Raw genomic sequence first — 17,180 nt, 5'->3', positions numbered from 1 at the left:
CATGACCAAGTCCTTGTTCGCCCTCGTCCTCACCCTCGGCCTGGGCAGTTTCGCCAGCGCGTACGCCGCGCAGGCACCGGCCGCAGCCCCCGCGATCAACGACGCGCAGATCGCCCACATCGCCTATACCGCCGGCGTGATCGATGTCACCGCGGCGAAGCAGGCGCTGCAGAAATCGCACAACAAGGCGGTGCGCGCGTTCGCCGAGGAAATGGCCCGCGACCATGCCGCGGTCAACGACCAGGCCCTGGCGCTGGTGAAGAAGCTGGGCGTGACCCCGCAGGACAACCCGACCAGCCAGTCGCTGGCCGGCAACGCCGCGGCCGAGCAGAAGAAGCTGGCCGCGCTCAGTGGCAGCGCCTACGACAAGGCCTATGCCGCCAACGAAGTGGCTTACCACAAGGCGGTCAACGCGGCCCTGCAGGACACCCTGATCCCATCGGCGCAGAACGCGGAGCTGAAGTCGCTGCTGGAAACCGGGCTGAAGCTTTTCCAGTCGCACCAGATGCATGCCGAGCATCTCGCGCAGAGCCTGAAGTAGGGAGAGCGCGATGCTGCGCATGACGACACTGCTGTGCGGCCTGTGGCTGCTGGCCGTCGCCTCGCTACCTGTCGCCACGGCCGCCGGTGCGCCGGCGTCCGCGGCGCATGCCCCGCGGGTGTACGTGATCATGATCGACAAGATGCAGTACGGCCCGGTGCCGACCGACGTACGCGCCGGCGACATCATCGAATGGACCAATCATGACATCCTCGAACACAGCGTCACCGCGCGCGACGGCAGCGTCGATCTCGACCTGAAGGCGGGCGCCAGCGGACGCTTCACCGTCACCGCCGGCAGCCACACATACTTCTGCAAGTTCCACCCCACCATGACCGCCACCCTGCTGGTCAGGTAATGGCGGTCAGGTAATCCGGCGGCAAACTCGCTCCCCCCGAGGCTGCAGGCCCGCACTGGCCGCCTGCGGCGTCGCCGGTTTCCCGGCCATGACACGCGCCCCACCCCGGCCCGTCGTGGCCGGATTCTTTTCGCGACTCAGCCGCCCGGCGGAGTGCGGGTCAGCTCCACGCCATCGACCACCATCTTCCAGGCGCCCTGGTCCTGATGCGGCGGCACCGACACCACGAAGGTGGTCTTGATCGGGCCGACGCCGACCACGAAGTTGTCGCCTTCGAACCTCTGCAGCGGACCATTGACCGAGGTGCTGCTGCCGTCCTGCATGCGCTTGTACTGGACGTTGCCGCCCGCGGTGATCAGCAAGGCCATCTTCTGCGCCCGCCAGTAGCCGGCGTAGGCCGCCTTCTCCGGCGGCAGCGGCTTGGCGCAGGCGGCCAGCAGCAGACAACACGACACGAGCACACCCATCCCCTTGTTGCGCATGTTTCCCCCATGCAGGGCATTCGCCCCGCGCTGCGTGATCAGGCCACTTCCCGCCAGTTGAAATACTTTCGGTCAGCGATGCGCAGCAGGTCAAGGTCTTCGCTGGTATCGCCATAGGCGTAGACGCAGTCGAAATCGCCGCGGTTGTACCGCTCCAGCACCCGGCGCGGCTTCTCCGCACCCACGCACTGGCGACCACGATAACGGCCGCTGTAACGGCCGTCGACCCGCTCCAGCTCCGAACAGATCAGCGCCAGACCGTGCTGCTCGCACCAGTGCCGCAGGTAGACATCGAGCGCGCCGGACACCACCACGACCACGTCGCCCTGCGCCTTGTGCCAGGCGATGCGCTCCATCGCCTGTGCGCGCAGCACACCCGGCAGCACTTCGCGCGCAAACCGTTCCCCGGCCTGGTCCAGCCGCGCCAGCGGTTCGTCGCGAAAGCCGAAGCGCACCACCTGCGAGCGGATGACGTTGCTGGAGACCAGCCCCAGCTTGTAGCCGATCACCACCGGCGCCAGCAGCACCCTGCCGGCAGCCAGCCGCCGCGGGGTCACCGCGAAGTGCATGAAGTCGGAAAACATTTCGCGGCGGGTGATCGTTCCGTCGAAATCGAACAGGGCAAGATTCATCGGCAACCATTCCCTTGGCATGCGGCGCGCACGCGTCGGCGTGCGGGAGGCCGGCTCATTTCACGTTGACCACCGGATCGACCGCGCTGCCGATGATGAAGGTGCACTTCGCATCCTTCACCGCACACACTTCGGTCTGCATCTTGATGCGTTCCATCTCGACGAACTGGGCCGGGCTGAGGTTCATCGCCAGGCGATAGGCGTTGTCTGCCTCGGCGCGGCTCTGCTCGGCGGCCTTGCGCGATTGTTCGGCCAGGTCGCGCTTCTGCTCGGTCAGCACGCGCTGTTCCTGCTGCGCGGTTTCCACGCGCTGGTTGCGCACCGCGTCGGGCGGATTGGCCTTGCCCACGGTGATCTTGAGCAGGCGGATCGGCAGCTTGTTCTGGTTGAGGTATTCGGTCATCTCACGGCTGACTTCGCTGTCGATCTCGTCGATGGCGGTGGTCTGGATCGCCGTCTCGTTCATGCCGTGCTTCTTCACCGCCGAACGCACCCGGTTGAAGAACTCCTGCTCCACGTTGTTCTTGTACCAGTCCTGGCCGAAGTTCTTCACCAGCACCACCGGATCGGTCACCTGCAGGCGGATGATCGCGTGGAAATCCAGCGGCACACCGTCACTCGACATCAGGTCGCCGAAGTTGCCGTCGTACTGCTGCGGAAACATGTTGACGTAGATGCGCTTCGTGGAGAACCACGTATAGGTCAGGCCGGTGGTCACCGGCTGGTCGCGCACGCCACCGTGACCGAACAGGACCGGCTTGTCGATCAGCACGGCCTGCTGGCCGGCATCCGGCGACACCACGGTGCAACCCGTGCACGCCAACAGCATCGATGCCGCGATCGCGGCGAAACCCGACTTCTTCATGTCTTCCCCTGATTTCCAGTTGTGTGGCGCTGCCCCGGCGCCATCATGCAACAAGGCTGCCGGCACCGGAATGCCGACGGCCCCGGTGCGCCCGCCTTCAGTGCGCGACGGAAGCGTCCTTCACCGGCTTCACATACGTCTCGAACAATTCGTCGATGCGGCGGTACTCGTCATGCCACGAATCGGCGTGGACGAAGCCGTGGCGCTCCATCGGGTAAAGCGAGATCCAGAAGTTCTTCTTGTGCAGTTCGATCAGGCGCTGGTACAGGCGGATCGAGTCCTCGGCCAGCACGTTGTCGTCGATCAGGCCGTGCTGGATCAGCAGCGGATCGCGCAGTTTGTCGGCGTACTCGATCGGCGAGCTGGTCTTGAACGCCTCCGGATCGAGCTGCGGGTCGTTGAGGATGTCCGAGGTGTACTCGTGGTTGTACAGCGTCCAGTCGCTGACCGGGCGCAGCGCCGCACCCGCCGCGAATTCGCCAGGCGCGCGCAGCAGGGCCATCTCGGTCATGAAGCCGCCGTAGCTGCCACCGTAGATGCCCACGCGTTCGGGATCGACGTGGTGGTTCTGCACCAGCCAGGCCTTGCCGTCCAGCAGGTCTTCCAGTTCGGGATGGCCCATCTGGCGGTAGATCGCGGTGCGCCACGCGCGGCCGTAGCCCTCGGAGGCGCGGTAGTCCATGTCCAGCACCACGTAGCCCTGCTGCACCAGCAGGTTGTGGAACATCTGCTCGCGGAAGTAGTTCGACCACGACAGCGTGACGTTCTGCAGGTAGCCCGCGCCATGCACGAAGATCACCGCCGGCTTCGAGGCGGCGCTCTCGTCGGCCGGACCGTAATACTTCGCGTAGATGTTGCCGGCGCCGTGGCTGGACTTCACCTCGACGATCTTCGGCGCGATCCAGGCGCGGGCGGTGAACGCCGGCTTCATGGTGTCGGTCAGCTCGCGCGGCGCGCCGCCCGCGGACGGCTGGACGGCCAATTGCGACAGCACGTAGGGCGAGGAATGCAGCACGGCCAGCCGGGTGCCGTCGGGCGACAGCGCGAAGTCGTCCATGCCCTGGTAATTCGTGACGCGCTCCAGTTGCCCGCCCGCGGAGGGCACGCGGTAGACGTCGTAGCTGTACGGCGCGACCTGGTTGGCGCGCACGTAGAACCAGCGGCCGTCCTCGCTCAGCTGCGGATGACTGGTTTCGAACGAGCCGCTGGTCAGCGCCCTGGGCTTGCCGTCCAGCGCCTTGGTGTAGAGATGCGAGTAGCCGTCCTGCTCGCTCAGGTACCACAGCGTGCGGCCGTCCTTCAGCCAGCCGAAATCGTTGAAGTTCCAGTTGATCCAGGCGGGGTCGGTGAGCCGCTGCTGGTTCACCAGCGCGTGTTTCGCAAAATCGACGCTGGCGATCCAGCGGTCCTTGTTGTCGATCGCGCGCAACTGGATGGCGAGGTTGCGGCCATCGTCGCTCCACACGACGCCGCCGCCACCGCCGTCGTCGGCGCTGGAGATGATGCGCACGGCGCGCACGGCGGGCGCCTTCAGCGCCTTGGCCTGGTCGTCCTTGCCGGCCTTCTGCAACGCGGCGATGGCCTTTGCGCGCAAGTCTTTCAGGGGATCGTCCTTGATGCCCGGCAGCGTGTCGCTGGCCAGCGGCCACGAGCGGTGACTGGCCAGGTCGAGCAGCAGCAGCGACTGCGGCGCCGGATCGTTGCGACCCACGTAGGCGCGAGTTTCCTGCTGCTCGGAGTAGCCGGAGTCGGTGACGTAGTGGGTGAGTTCGGGCGCCTTGCCCGCCTCGTGGTCTTTCGGCATGGTGACCAGCAGCAGCCAGCGGCCATCCGGCGACAGCTCGCTGTCGACCAGGCTGACCTGGTCGCCGAGGAAGAACGGCGCCGGCACCCGGCCCGGATCGGCGGCGGCCAGCGTCTTCTCCTGTTCATGGCGGGCCTGCCGTTCGTTCCTGATGTCGCGCAAGGTCTTGAACAATTCCAGCTGGCGCGCGCCCAGCGCATCGGGCTGCTTTGCCTGCGGATCGTCGACGAACTTCAGCACCGCCGCGGGCGCGGTGACGCCGCTGGCCAGGTCGTGGCTGTACCAGTCGTTGCCGTCGCGGAACTGCAGCGCGCGGCCATCGGCCGAGAAGCGCGGCGCGGATTCATCCTGCGGCGTGCGGGTGACCTGGCTGCGCCGGCCACTGGCCAGGTCGACCATGAAGACGTCGCCATGCAGGACGAACGCCGCGTGCCGGTGCTCGCGATCGAACACCGCCGGGCCGTCCGCCTGCGCCAGTGCCGCCGGGTCCAGCTTCACGCCCGGGCCACCCGCCGGATCGACGCGGTACAGATCGCGCAGCTGGCTGCCGTCGCGCTTCAGCGAGTAGTAGACATGCCGACCATCCACGCTCCAGTACGGCGACTCCACCGCCTGGCCGATCCAGTCGGGGTTGGCCATGATGGTTTCCAGGTCGAGCGGCGTCGATGCCGGTGCGGCGAACGCCACGGGCGCAAGGGTGAGCGCCGCGAAGGCAGCAGGTAGCAATCTGCGCATGGATTTCCCCAAGCAAAAAAAGTCAGCATACCCGGGCACATACGCTTGGCGCGGCCGACCATGCCAGAAGTCACACATGAACGGCCGGCCGCATTGGTGATATCTCGAGCGAACCGACCTTTTCGCACACGAATTGAGCTCCATCGCAAACCATCCACATCACTGCCTCGGGTTGGTGGGCGGAGCCGCCATTGTTGCGGCATGATGTCCACTCAAGCGGCGCGCCGTCGCCTGCTTTCACGGGGGAGGATGAAAATGAAAGGGGTCATTTTTTGTGTCGGCGTCATCCTGTTGACCAATGCAGTCTCGGCATGGGCAGCCGACATCGAGAAGCAGACCTACGTCATCGGTGCCGACGTCAGCGCACTAGGGGAAGTGACGAGAACCGATGCCGAGCCCGGCGTGACCAAACCGATCGCGACCGTGCTGGACTTGGCGTTTAAGCACTGGCGATTCGTGCCAGCGCAGAGAGATGGAAAGGCCGTTCCCGCACATACTTTCATCACCGCAACGCTGCAGGTGGTACCCGATACGGGGGGCAAGTACACGCTGACCATCAACTACGTCAGCCAGGGTCCCAAGTGGGAGCAATCCAGTATGCCCGTCTATTCTGCAGATGCCATGCAGATCTACGCACAAGGCAGCGTCGAAGCTACGGCCGAACTTCAGGCGGATGGCAGGTTGACCCTCAAGGATTCGCGCACTTCGGACCAGGGTCGTGGCGGCCGGCTGCTGACCAAAGCCGTGGACGATGCGCTCCTGCGCGATCGGTATATCCCGGAAACGGTGGACGGCAAACCGGTTCCCGCGCACTTGCGCACCCGCATGACGTTCCACATCAATGGGAGCAGCAAGGTCACCACGACCCATTGCAAGGGTCCTCCTGACTCCATACCGATCTGGTGCTCCGCCCCCAAAGACTACCGTGACGAGGCGCCACCGACGGCTGCGGATCTCGCTTTTCTGGAGCAGACCGGTTTCCTCGTGGGTATCGCAGCGGACCGGGCCTGGAGAACGGGTATTTCGAGCGCGCTGCAGCCCCGCATGGTCAATCCGATCGTCATGCACCTGTGATCGACCAGTAGATGTCGGCAACGCGCTGATCACGCTGATGTTGATCTGTCGGCTTGCTTCGTGCCGCGACCGGGGCGGTAGATCGCGGCAGCAGCAATGCCACGAATGAATGCCGGTTGTTCTGCGCGGCGTCGCTGCTGGCCTGCGCGCTGCCGCTGTATGCCACCGAAGTGCGCGAGCCGTATTTTTCGGTCGGTGCCGATGTGGATGAGTAGCCGCTTCGAGGACTGGCCACCGCATGGCTGGTTCAAGAGCTCGGTGGCAAATGCGGCACGGCACTGGCGGGTCCAGCCCGAGCTTGTGGATGGAAAGCCGGTGGCCGCGCAGGTACGCATACCGATCAACTTCATGCTGGATGGTATCGATTTCACGCCCGAGCAGATTCGTACCGTGCGCGAGGTGGCGCGCTGGAACGACGCCGAGCTGGCTGGATCGACATGCCCGGTTCCCTCGCTACAACGGCCGCGCTGGACCGTCTGCTGCGTCCCAATGCGGTGGCCACTATCATCCGTGCTTCCTGATACCCACCGAGCACCGCATGACCCTGCCCGCCGTCGAACACGAAACCGCCGCCCATCCCACCCACAGCATCATTTGGCTGCATGGGCTGGGCGCGGACGGCCATGACTTCGCGCCGATCGTGCCGGAGCTGGTCGATCCGGCATGGCCGGCGCTGCGCTTCGTGTTTCCCCATGCGCCGGTGCGGCCGGTGACGATCAACAACGGCATGTCGATGCGGGCCTGGTACGACATCACTGGCTTCGACCTCACCTCGCGCCAGGACGAGGCCGGCATCAGCGCCTCGGTCGCCGCCACCGAGGCGCTGATCGCCCGCGAGCACGAGCGCGGCGTGCCCAGCGAGCGGATCATCCTGGCCGGCTTTTCGCAGGGCGGCGCGATCGCGCTTTCGGCGGGCGTCCGCCATGCGCAGAAACTGGCCGGCATCGTGGCGCTGTCCACCTACCTGCCGCTCTCCGCCACGGTGGCCAGCGAGCGCCATGCGGCGAACGCCGCCACGCCGATCTTCTGGGGCCACGGCACCGCCGATCCGGTGGTCGTGCTGCAACGGGGCAGCGACTCGCGCAACGCGCTGCAGGCGTTGGGCTACACGGTGGACTGGCACACCTATCCGATGGCCCACGCAGTCTGCGCCGAGGAGATCGGCGACCTGCGTCACTGGCTCGGCCAGCGGCTGGCCTAAGCCGGCGTTGGCTGCGGCATACTTGCCGCATGCGCGAATCCACGCCCAGCCGCAAGCCTCGCGGCCCCGCCGAACAAAGCCCGCTGCCGGACTTCTGCCGGCTGCCGGCGCTGTTCGCGATGTTCGTGGTCGGCGCGCTGACGGTGACCGTGATGTGGCTGGCCGGCGACGACCCGCGCGTCTGGTCGGCGTACAGCGTCAGCATGCTGTTCGTGACCTGGCTGGTGCTGGTGGTCGGCGTGCTGCTGTGCAAGTTGCGACCGGCGCTGCAACGCCTGCCCGGCCACCTGCCGTATGTCGGCGTGTGGTTGCTGATCATGCTGATCGTGCTGCTGGCCAGCCTGGTCGCGCACTGGTTCGATGGCGCCCTGCAGATGCGGCTGATCAAGAGCAGCACGCTGGCCTATACCCGCGACAACCTGGTGATCGCGGCCCTGCTCGGCGCCGCGATGCTGCGTTACTTCTACGTGCTGGCGCAGTGGCAGGCGCGGCTGGCCGCGGTGACGCGGGCCCAGGTGGAGGCTTTGCAGGCGCGCATCCGCCCGCACTTCCTGTTCAACAGCATGAATACCGTGGCCGCCCTGATCCGGGTCGATCCGGCCGCCGCCGAACGCACGGTGGAAGATCTGTCCGAACTGTTCCGCGCCGCGCTGGGCCAGCACGACAGCGCCGACGGCACGCTGGGCGAGGAGCTGGCCCTGGTCGAGCGTTACCTCGCGATCGAACAGCTGCGGCTCGGCCCACGGCTGCGGGTGACCCGCGAACTCGATGACCTGCCGGCCGACTTTCCGCTGCCGCGGCTGCTGCTGCAGCCGCTGGTGGAGAACGCCGTGCGCCACGGCATCCAGCCGCTGCGCGAAGGTGGCGAGGTGATCCTGCGCGGACAGCGCGAAGGCCGCGGCGTGCGCATCGAGATCATCAATCCGTTGCCGGCCACGCCCGCGGTCGGCGGCAACGGCCACGGCCTGGACAATGTGCGGCGCCGCGTGGGCTGGCGCTACGGGCCGCAGGCCCGCGTGGTGGCGGAGCCCCGTGGCGATCGCTTCGTGGTACTGCTGCAACTTCCCGGAGGCCCGGCATGACCCGCGTGCTGATCGTCGACGACGAACCGCTGGCGCGGGCGCGCCTGGCCGCCCTGCTGGGCGAATGCGGCGGCGTCGAGATCGTCGGCAACGTGGCCGATGGCGAGGCGGCGCTGGTCGCCATCGGCGAACTGCAGCCGGACGTGCTGTTGCTGGACATCAACATGCCCGGCATCGACGGCGTGGGCGTGGCGCAACGCCTGGCCGGCCGCAGCCGGCCCCAGGTGATCTTCTGCACCGCCTACGAAGCGCACGCGCTGAAGGCCTTCGACCTGGGCGCCGCGGACTACCTGCTGAAACCGGTGCGGCTGGAGCGCCTGCGCGAAGCGCTGCAGCGCGCGCAGCGACGCTTGGCCGATGCGCCCCGCGAAGCCGTCGCCTGGCTGCACGGTCGCCACGGCAGCGAACAGGTGCGCATCGCGCTGGACGAAGTGACCTGCCTGCTGGCCGACGAGAAATACGTGGTGGTCCATCATCGCCGCGGCGAACTGCTGATCGAGGAATCGCTGCGCCAGCTGGAAGAGGCCTACCCCGAGCAACTGGTGCGGCTGCATCGCAACTGCCTGGTGCCGCCGGCGCGGCTGCTGGGCCTGAAGACCCTCGCCGACGGCCGCGTGCTGGCCCGGCTGGATGGCACCGAACTGGCGCCGGAAATCAGCCGGCGCAACCTGCCCGCGGTACGCAAGCTGCTGCGGCCGCTGTAGACACACGACAACGCGTTCCCGCCGGAACGCGCCAACGCAAGGAGTCGCGCATGTGGGTGTTGGGGCGGTTGGCCTTTACCTTCTTCCTGGTATTCAGCACCGGCTGGGCGGTCTTTCCCGGCGGCTTCGGCACTCTGCATTTCCGCGAGTCACACCCCGGGCTGGCGGGCCAGCTGGCCCGCCTGTGCTGGTGGTTCGTGCTGCTGGTGCATCCGCTGGCGCTGTACCGGGTGTGGAGCGGTGACGTCGTCGGCTACTGGCTTGCCGCGCTCGTGGCGATGCACGTGTTGTTCTTTTTGATCTTCGTGCGCAACGTCGGCACGCGGTGACGGTCGTGCTGCTGCGCGGCCCCGGGTCGCCACGCTTCGTGCACGGCACTCGTGCTGGAATGATCGGCATGTCCACGCTCCGGGGAACATCGCGATGAGCCATGCCTTCAAGGTCGGCGACCACGTCCGCTGGAATTCCGAAGCCGGCCACGTCAGCGGAAAGATCATCAAGGTGCACACCCGCGACACCGACTACAAGGGTCACACGCGTCATTGCAGCGAGGACGATCCGCAGTACGAGATCAGGAGCGACAAGACCGACCACGTGGCGATGCACAAGGGCGCGGCCCTGCACAGGATCGACTGAGGCGATGCCCGCCGTTCCCGCCACGATCTGGTCCATCGGGCACTCCACCCGCACGCTGGAGGAGTTCCTCGGCCTGCTCGACGAATACCGGATCGAGGCGATCGCCGACGTGCGCCGCTTCCCCGGTTCGCGCCGCCATCCGCACTTCGCCAGCGAGGCGCTGGCCCGGTCGCTGCCCGCGCACGGCATCGCCTACCAGTGGATTCCCAGACTCGGCGGCCGCCGCAAGGTGCAGCCGGGCTCGCCGAACACGGCGTGGCGCAACGCCTCGTTCCAGGGCTACGCCGACTACACCGCCAGCGAGGAATTCGCCGATGGCCTGGCCGAACTACTGCAACTGGCCGCCGGCAAGCGCACCGCCATGATGTGCGCCGAGGTGGTCTGGTGGCGCTGCCACCGCTCGATCGTGTCGGACGTGCTGAAACTGCGCGGCATCGAGGTCATCCACATCATCGACGCCAGCCACGCCACCGAACATCCGTACACCTCGCCCGCCCACATCGTCGACGGCCGGCTCAGCTACGCGCCCGCGCAGGGCGAACTGCTGTAACGGCGCCGCGTCAGCGCAGCGGCTCTTCCGCCGTGTCGCCGCTGCACTTGATCGGCGCGCCCGTATTGCCGATCGCCTGGGTGAAGCTGGACCCCTTGCGATTGATCACGATGCCGTCGGCGCAGCGCTGATCCGGCCCCAGCCGATAACTGGCCTTGATCCGCAGCGCTTCCTGCCGCTGCCGTTCCTCGCGCTGCAACTGTTCGGCGTGGTACTGCGCGGCATCCTCACTGACCTGCCGATAGGTATTGGCCAGATCCTCGCGCTGGCGTTGCAGGGTGGCCGCCAGCTGCGCGCTGCGCTGCTGCGCCTGCGCCCTGGCCTGCTGCGCCTCCAGCTCGGCATTGCGGGCGACGTCCATGGTCAGCTCGTCGGCGTGGCGCGCGGCCAGATACAGCGAGACCCCATGCCACGCCAGCGCAGCAGCGACGACCGCCGCCACCGCACCTCCCACCTTCCAAGACAACGGCACGGCCATCACGTCCAACCCCCAGCAAGACAGTCGAAAACCCCGGGCGATCCCGCGTGCGCCAGCGCCTTCGCGGATCGGTCGGGCGAGTCTAACAGGGAGTTTCCAGCCGTCTTGCCGCCGTGCGTCACAAGTCGTCCAGGCGGGATCGGGGTAAGCATCGCCGGGCCCGGCGTGGTCTTCCAGGGAGTGCAAGTACGTATCGGCTCATGCCGATCGACAGCACCGTTGCCGACAGTTGGTCCACGTACGCCTTGCTCCCTCCCCTGCATGCAGGGGAGGGCCGGGGAGGGGTTCGCTCTTGATCTTCGCTTCAGAACAGCGACAACTTGCTGCCGATGCAGCGTTCAGAGCAAAAGCTTTCGTCCTCCTGACGGAGGGCGAGTCCCTTTCTCTTGAGTGGCCAAGAGAAAGGAACCAAAGAGAAGGCCACCCCGCTTCCGCGCCTCGCAGGCATCGGGCAACCGCTCCTGCGTTGCCTCAACTCGGGCATCCATGCCCTCGCCATGGCGCACACTCGGTGCGCAACCGCGTTGCGGTTGCGAAAGGCGTAGAGCCAAGAACAAGAAACTCCCTCTGCGAGCGGGACTTTCAATACCGCGAATATCTCAGTTCGGCCAGAACCAGTCAGTCGACTTTTGCATATTGACGCCGCAAAGCGGTCGCTCAAAAAGGAGTGGAACCCGGCATCAGCGAGATGGACGGCCGGCCGCCGGGATGGCTGGTAGTGCGACTACTTTTCCCAGATGACCTTTCGGCCCATCGCGAGCCACGCGTCGGCGTTGCCCAGATAGCGATCCTCGATCGCCGCGCGCTTGATCTTCAGCGTCGGGGTCAGCATGCCGTTCTCGGCGGTCCAGGGCGCCTTGATCACCACCGCGTAACCGAGCATTTCATGGTGTTCCGCGTTGGCGTTGAGCTGGCCCAGAAGGGCGGCGAACTCGGCGTCCAGTGCATCGCGCAGGCCGGGCTCGGCATCCACGTCCTGCTGCGCTTCGGCCGAGAGCTGCAGCAACGCGAACGGCTGCGGCTGGCCGGGACCGGTGACGCAGACGTTTTCCAGTGCCGGGTGATTGCCGAGCCGGTTCTCGATCGGTGCCGGCGCGACGTATTTGCCGCGTGCTGTCTTGAACAGATCCTTGACCCGACCGGTAATGCGCAGGCGCCCGTCGGTATCGATCTCGCCGCGATCGCCAGTGCAGAAGAAGCCATCGGGCAACAGGGTTTGGGCGGTCAACTCTGGCAGCTTGAAGTAACCCATCATTTGTCCCGGGCTTTTGATCTGCAATTCGCCGTTGTCCGCGATCCGCGCCTGCACACCGCGCAGGCAGGTGCCGACGCAGCCGATCTTTACGTCTTCCGGGCGGCAGCCGTGCGAGATGGCGAAATTTTCGCTCATGCCGTAGCCGTCCAGAAGCTTCAGGCCGAGGTGGCGATACCAGGCGATGATGGCGGGTGCCAGTGGTGCCGAACCGGTGATGGCGATGCGCACCTGATCCAGGCCTAGGCCGCGGAGAATCTTTCGCTTGACCAGACCCGAGATCAGCGGCAGTGCAAACAAAAGACGCTGCTTTGACGGGGACAGTTTGGCGTTGACACCGTGCTGAAACTTGGTCCAGAGCCGCGGCACCGAGAAGAAAATTGTCGGTCGCGCACGCTGGATGTCGTGCACGAAACTGTCCAGGCTGTTGCAGAAGTACACATGCAATCCGAAGTACAGCGAGTTGGCTTCCACGATCGCGCGTTCGGCAACGTGTGCCAGTGGCAGGTAAGACAGCAAACGGTCCGCGGGTGTGATCGGGATCATCTCGATGAACGCCGCCCCCGGCGACATCATGCTGCGGTAGCTGTGCATCACACCCTTGGGCTGCCCGGTGCTGCCCGAGGTGTACACGATGGTGCACAACTCGCCCGGATTGGCATCGTGCACCTGCTGTAGCGGTGCGTGGCGGGCGATGACGTCGTCCCACTGCGGGATGTCGGCGCGCGGCGTCATCGGCAGTCCGAGCAACGGCAGGTCCGGCGGCAGCATCGCCTCGATCGACGGCCAGTTGTCGCTGCTGCCGTCGAGCTTGCCGACGAACAGCAGCCGTGCCTCGCTGTGGTCGATGACGTAGCGCGCTGTCTCGGCACTGAGCGTGGGGTACCGCGGCACGCTGACGTGGCCGGCCATCATGATCGCGAGATCGGCGATGACCCAGTGCGCACTGTTCTTGCCCAGGATCGCGATGCTGCTCAGCGGCGGCAGCTGCAACGAGCGCAGATACGCCGCCACGCAGCGCGCCTGCACGCCGACCTCGGCCCAGCTGTAGTCGATCACGCGCCCGTCGGGAAACGGCTGGGTCAGGTAGATCGCATCCGGTCGTTCGCGCTCCCACACCTGGAATTGATGTAGCAGCGTTGCCGCCCTGATCTCAGCCATCACGATCCGCCTTTCGCTTGATGCAAACGTTCACTGATGTGTCGAGTGGTACGCGATGCACAGCGGCATGCGCACCATTCGATCACTGCAATTTGCTGGCGTCGAAATAACGGCCCAGTTGCGTCGCCAGTCCCATGTCGCCTTGCAGCTTCAGCTTGCCGGTCATCATCGCCGCCATGCCGTCGAGCTTGCCGGTCAGCAGGCTGACCAGATCGTCGTCGGACAAGGCCAGAGACAGGTCGGCGGTGTCGGCGTTGCCTTCGGTCACTTCGCAGGCGCCGTTGCGGATCACCACGTAGGCCGGCTGGCTGATGTTGAACTGGATGGTGCGATCGACACCGGCGGTGGCCTGCGGGTTGATCGCGAGGGGCAACTTGTGCAGCAATTCGAGTGCGCTCATGACATCGGTCTCTCTGATGGGATGGAAAGAATCAGACGGTGGCCCAGGCTTGCGCCCGGGAACCGTCGGCAAACAGGGGATGGGCCTGGGCTTCGGCCATCGTCAATACCGGCGTGACGCAGGCATCGGCGGTTTCGAAACGTTCCGCCCAGACCGCCAGCGGCTGCGTGGCGATCAACGTGGCGACTTCCTCGCGCAACGCAGTGTTCTGCTCGGTGCCGGGCATCTGTCCGCGCTGCCAATGTCGCTCGACCCAGTCGGGTCGCTCGAATACCGCGCACGCCGCTTTCCAGAACTTGAATTCGAGCGCCGCCACGGCCAGTTGGCGGCCGTCAGCGGTGGCATAGAGGTTGTAGCAAGGCAATCCGCCGTTGAGTAGATCCTCGCCCGCGCCGGGCGCGCGACCCAGCATCGGGGTGAACAGGGACGACGTAGCCTTGGGCAGTATCAGGTGCGCGTGCACGCCGTGGGTCATGCTGATATCGATGTGCCGACCGCTGCCGCGACGCTGCGCATCGAACACCGCCGCAAGAATCGCGATGCAGGCCATCGAGCTGCCACCGGCCATGTCGCCCCACTGCACGTTGGACAAGGCCAGTTCACCGGTCGGCGCGCGCATCTGGTCGAGCGCGCCGGACATGGCCATGAAGTTCAGGTCGTGCCCGGCCCGTTGCGACCAGTCGCCGTGCTGGCCATAGCCGGTGATCGACACCATCACCAGCTTCGGATGTATCGTCTTGAGCCGCTCGAAGTCCAGGCCCATCGACGCCAGGATGCCCGGACGGAAGCTGTCGACCATGACATCGGCGTCGACCAGCCACTCGCGCAACTGGTCGAGGTCGGTCGGCTGCCGAAAATCAAGGCGGCGGCTTTCCTTGTCGTGATTCAGCGCGTCAAACAACGGCCCGAGCGGACGGGTCGGATCGCCTTCCGGCGGCTCGACCTTGATGACCGTGGCACCGAGGTCGGCCAGCATCCGCGTGCAGAACGGTCCCGGCAGGTTGCGCGACAGATCGACCACGCGCAGGCCTGTGAGCAGGCCTGACATGGGGTCGTGCTCGACGCTCACGCCGCGCCCTCGAAGTGCCCGCCATCGGCGGCCTGCTTCACCACGATTTCAGCTGGCGTGAAACGCGGACCGTAGCGTTCGGCCAGATCGCGCGAACGCTCGACAAAACGCGCTGCGCCCATCGCGTTGATGAATTGCAGCGCGCCACCGTGGAACGGCGCGAAGCCCCAGCCGAAAATCGAGCCGATGTTGGCGTCGGCGACCGAGCGCACCACGTTCTCCTCGAAGCAGCGCGCGGCTTCGTTGGCCTGCACAAACATCAGGCGATCGATCAGTTCCTGCTGCGTGGGCTGCTTGGGCACGGTCGGATACAGCCGAGTCAGTTCCGGCCACAGATGCTTGTCCCGACCGTCGTAGTCGTACAGGCCCTTGCCAGTTTTCTTGCCCAGGCGCTGGTGCGTGCCGCCGATCATGCACAGCACCGGTTCGCCCGGATGCTCGGGCAGTGGTTTGCCTTCGGCGGCCAGATCCTTGCGGGTCTGGTCGGCGACATGTAGCGACAGGCTCAGCGAGACTTCGTCCTGCAGCGCCAGCGGCGGCATTGGCATGCCGGCCTTGATGCCGGCCGCTTCGATCGAACGCGGATGTACGCCCTCGCCGAGCATGGCCAGGCCTTCCATCACGTAGGTAGCGAACACACGCGAGGTGTAGAAGCCACGGCTGTCGTTGACCACGATCGGGGTCTTGCCGATCTGCAGGACGTAGTCGAAACCGCGCGCCAGCGTGTCGTCCGAGGTCTGCTCGCCGACGATGATCTCGACCAGCGGCATCTTGTCCACCGGCGAGAAGAAATGCAGGCCGATGAAGTTTTTCGGGCGCACGCTTGCCTTGGCCAGCCCAGTGATCGGCAAGGTGGACGTATTGGATGCGTACACCACATCCGCAGCGATTACGGCTTCGGCTTTCTGCGTGCATGCCGCCTTGATTTCGCGATCCTCGAACACCGCCTCGATCACCAGGTCGCAACCTTGCAGGTCTTCGTAGCGCGTGGTCGGCGTGATCTTGGCCAGCAGCGCGTCGCGCTTGTCCGGCGTGCTCCTGCCGCGCGAAATCGCCTTGTCGAGCAGGCCTTGCGAATATGCCTTGCCCTTCCCGGCGTTCTCGATCGCGGTGTCGAGCAGAACCACTTCGATGCCGACCTTGGCCGACACATAGGCGATGCCGGCGCCCATCATGCCCGCACCGAGGATGCCGACTTTGCGCACCCTGGATGGCTCCACGCCGGCCGGGCGTGACTGGCCCTTCTTGATCGCGTTGAGCTGGTGCCACAGCGTGCCGATCATGCTCTTCGATTCCTGCGATACCACGCAGGCTGCGAAGTAGCGCGACTCCACCTGGCAGGCCGAATCAAAATCCAGCAGGCAGCCTTCGAACAGGCACGACATGATGTAGCCGATCGCGGGGTAGTTGCCGTGCGCCTTGGCATTGGCGATGGACGGTGCAATCGCCAGCAACTGCACCACGCCCGGATGCTTGCTGTCGCCGCCCGGAATGCGGAAGCCCTGCTTGTCCCACGGTTGCACGGCACGCGGATTGGCCACGCACCACGCGCGCGATTTTTGCAGCAGTTCCTCGCGGCTGGCGGCGATGTCGTTGACCAGACCCAGACCCTTGGCCTCGGCGGCGCGCAGTTCGGTGCCCTGGGTAATCAGTTCAAAACTCTTCTGGATGCCGACCATGCGCGGTAGCCGCTGGGTGCCGCCACCGCCGGGCAGCAGGCCCAGCTTGACCTCGGGCAGACCCAGCTTGAGCGCGGCATCATCCAGCGCGAAACGCGCGTGGCAGGCCAGCGCCACTTCCAGGCCGCCACCGAGTGCGGTGCCGTTGAGCGCGGCGACCACCGGCTTGCCGCACTTTTCGATCCGGCGCAGCAACGCCTTCAAGCCTTCGCAGAGTTTGAAGGCTTCCTCGGCGGTGCTGATTGCGGTGAGCTGATCGATGTCGGCACCGACGATGAAAGTCGACTTGCCGGAAGTGAGCACGAGACCCTTGATGGCGTCTTCTTGCTCCAGTCGTTCGACGATGGCGGCGAACGGCAGGACCAGGTTGGGGTTGAGCACGTTCATCGCGCGGCCCGGCTGATCGAAGGTGACCAGGCCGATACCGTCGGCGTCGATCGCAAGGGTGACAGTGTTATTTGCGGTCATGGCGTGGGC

19 protein-coding genes are annotated in these 17,180 nt (G+C 65.9%); 9 read left to right on the top strand and 10 right to left on the bottom strand.

The genetic code is table 11. The features are described 5' to 3' along the window. Position 1 precedes the first annotated feature (1 nt). Positions 2 to 541, top strand: coding sequence for a DUF4142 domain-containing protein (locus tag ASD55_RS00925; RefSeq protein WP_056763061.1), 540 nt, complete (start codon positions 2 to 4; stop codon positions 539 to 541). 19 nt (positions 542 to 560) lie between these two features. Continuing rightward, positions 561 to 899: a cupredoxin domain-containing protein gene (locus ASD55_RS00920; protein WP_235577686.1), complete on the top strand. Its 339-nt coding sequence runs from the start codon at positions 561 to 563 to the stop codon at positions 897 to 899. A gap of 137 nt (positions 900 to 1,036) precedes the next feature. Here ASD55_RS00920 and ASD55_RS00915 read toward each other — a convergent pair whose 3' ends face one another. The 4 genes from ASD55_RS00915 to ASD55_RS00900 all read right to left on the bottom strand — a co-directional run bounded on the left by ASD55_RS00915 (position 1,037) and on the right by ASD55_RS00900 (position 5,417). After that, a complete protein-coding gene (locus ASD55_RS00915; RefSeq protein WP_056714113.1) occupies positions 1,037 to 1,381 on the bottom strand; it encodes a hypothetical protein in 345 nt (114 codons plus the stop codon). A gap of 38 nt (positions 1,382 to 1,419) precedes the next feature. Beyond that, complete coding sequence (locus ASD55_RS00910; RefSeq protein WP_056763056.1) at positions 1,420 to 2,013, bottom strand: HAD family hydrolase; 594 nt, start codon at positions 2,011 to 2,013, stop codon at positions 1,420 to 1,422. A gap of 55 nt (positions 2,014 to 2,068) precedes the next feature. Beyond that, positions 2,069 to 2,878 (bottom strand): SPFH domain-containing protein, encoded by an 810-nt coding sequence (locus tag ASD55_RS00905; protein WP_056763053.1) that lies wholly within the window; start codon positions 2,876 to 2,878, stop codon positions 2,069 to 2,071. Between the two features lie 97 nt (positions 2,879 to 2,975). Further along, positions 2,976 to 5,417, bottom strand: coding sequence for a prolyl oligopeptidase family serine peptidase (locus ASD55_RS00900; RefSeq protein ID WP_056763051.1), 2,442 nt, complete (start codon positions 5,415 to 5,417; stop codon positions 2,976 to 2,978). Positions 5,418 to 5,672: 255 nt separating this feature from the next. Between ASD55_RS00900 and ASD55_RS00895 the strand changes: the two genes are divergently transcribed. Then, positions 5,673 to 6,491, top strand: a complete 819-nt coding sequence (locus tag ASD55_RS00895) for a hypothetical protein (protein WP_157598721.1) — start codon at positions 5,673 to 5,675, stop codon at positions 6,489 to 6,491. A 29-nt stretch (positions 6,492 to 6,520) separates the two neighbouring features. Here ASD55_RS00895 and ASD55_RS18625 read toward each other — a convergent pair whose 3' ends face one another. Then, a complete protein-coding gene (locus tag ASD55_RS18625) occupies positions 6,521 to 6,841 on the bottom strand; it encodes a hypothetical protein (protein ID WP_162248769.1) in 321 nt (106 codons plus the stop codon). Positions 6,842 to 7,029: 188 nt separating this feature from the next. Here ASD55_RS18625 and ASD55_RS00890 point away from each other — a divergent pair, with 188 nt between their 5' ends. From ASD55_RS00890 to ASD55_RS00865, 6 genes are all read left to right on the top strand, one after another. Beyond that, positions 7,030 to 7,692 (top strand): dienelactone hydrolase family protein, encoded by a 663-nt coding sequence (locus ASD55_RS00890; RefSeq protein WP_056763048.1) that lies wholly within the window; start codon positions 7,030 to 7,032, stop codon positions 7,690 to 7,692. Positions 7,693 to 7,721: 29 nt separating this feature from the next. Then, positions 7,722 to 8,774 (top strand): histidine kinase, encoded by a 1,053-nt coding sequence (locus ASD55_RS00885; protein WP_056714091.1) that lies wholly within the window; start codon positions 7,722 to 7,724, stop codon positions 8,772 to 8,774. Further along, positions 8,771 to 9,478, top strand: coding sequence for a LytTR family DNA-binding domain-containing protein (locus tag ASD55_RS00880; protein ID WP_056714089.1), 708 nt, complete (start codon positions 8,771 to 8,773; stop codon positions 9,476 to 9,478). Before ASD55_RS00885 ends, ASD55_RS00880 begins: the two co-directional genes overlap by 4 nt. Positions 9,479 to 9,528: 50 nt before the next feature. After that, entirely contained in the window at positions 9,529 to 9,807 is a 279-nt protein-coding gene (locus ASD55_RS00875; protein ID WP_056763046.1) for a hypothetical protein, read from the top strand. Between the two features lie 94 nt (positions 9,808 to 9,901). Further along, positions 9,902 to 10,114, top strand: a complete 213-nt coding sequence (locus tag ASD55_RS00870) for a DUF2945 domain-containing protein (protein WP_056763044.1) — start codon at positions 9,902 to 9,904, stop codon at positions 10,112 to 10,114. Positions 10,115 to 10,118: 4 nt separating this feature from the next. Further along, positions 10,119 to 10,664, top strand: a complete 546-nt coding sequence (locus tag ASD55_RS00865; RefSeq protein WP_056714080.1) for a DUF488 domain-containing protein — start codon at positions 10,119 to 10,121, stop codon at positions 10,662 to 10,664. Between the two features lie 10 nt (positions 10,665 to 10,674). Here the strand turns inward: ASD55_RS00865 and ASD55_RS00860 are convergent, their stop codons facing one another. The 5 genes from ASD55_RS00860 to ASD55_RS00840 form a co-directional block, all read right to left on the bottom strand. Then, positions 10,675 to 11,142, bottom strand: coding sequence for a hypothetical protein (locus ASD55_RS00860; protein WP_056764378.1), 468 nt, complete (start codon positions 11,140 to 11,142; stop codon positions 10,675 to 10,677). 724 nt (positions 11,143 to 11,866) lie between these two features. Further along, entirely contained in the window at positions 11,867 to 13,555 is a 1,689-nt protein-coding gene (locus tag ASD55_RS00855; RefSeq protein ID WP_056763041.1) for an AMP-binding protein, read from the bottom strand. Positions 13,556 to 13,637: 82 nt separating this feature from the next. Then, a complete protein-coding gene (locus ASD55_RS00850; protein ID WP_056763039.1) occupies positions 13,638 to 13,955 on the bottom strand; it encodes an SCP2 sterol-binding domain-containing protein in 318 nt (105 codons plus the stop codon). Positions 13,956 to 13,986: 31 nt separating this feature from the next. Continuing rightward, entirely contained in the window at positions 13,987 to 15,003 is a 1,017-nt protein-coding gene (locus ASD55_RS00845; protein WP_082542597.1) for a CaiB/BaiF CoA-transferase family protein, read from the bottom strand. Positions 15,004 to 15,020: 17 nt separating this feature from the next. Further along, entirely contained in the window at positions 15,021 to 17,171 is a 2,151-nt protein-coding gene (locus tag ASD55_RS00840) for a 3-hydroxyacyl-CoA dehydrogenase NAD-binding domain-containing protein (protein ID WP_056763034.1), read from the bottom strand. Positions 17,172 to 17,180 lie beyond the last annotated feature (9 nt).

Origin of the sequence: Rhodanobacter sp. Root561 (assembly GCF_001427365.1) — a bacterium.
GTDB lineage: Bacteria > Pseudomonadota > Gammaproteobacteria > Xanthomonadales > Rhodanobacteraceae > Rhodanobacter.
The sequence above is the reverse complement of the archived record's forward strand: the minus strand, read 5'-3'. Positions and strand labels throughout refer to the sequence as shown.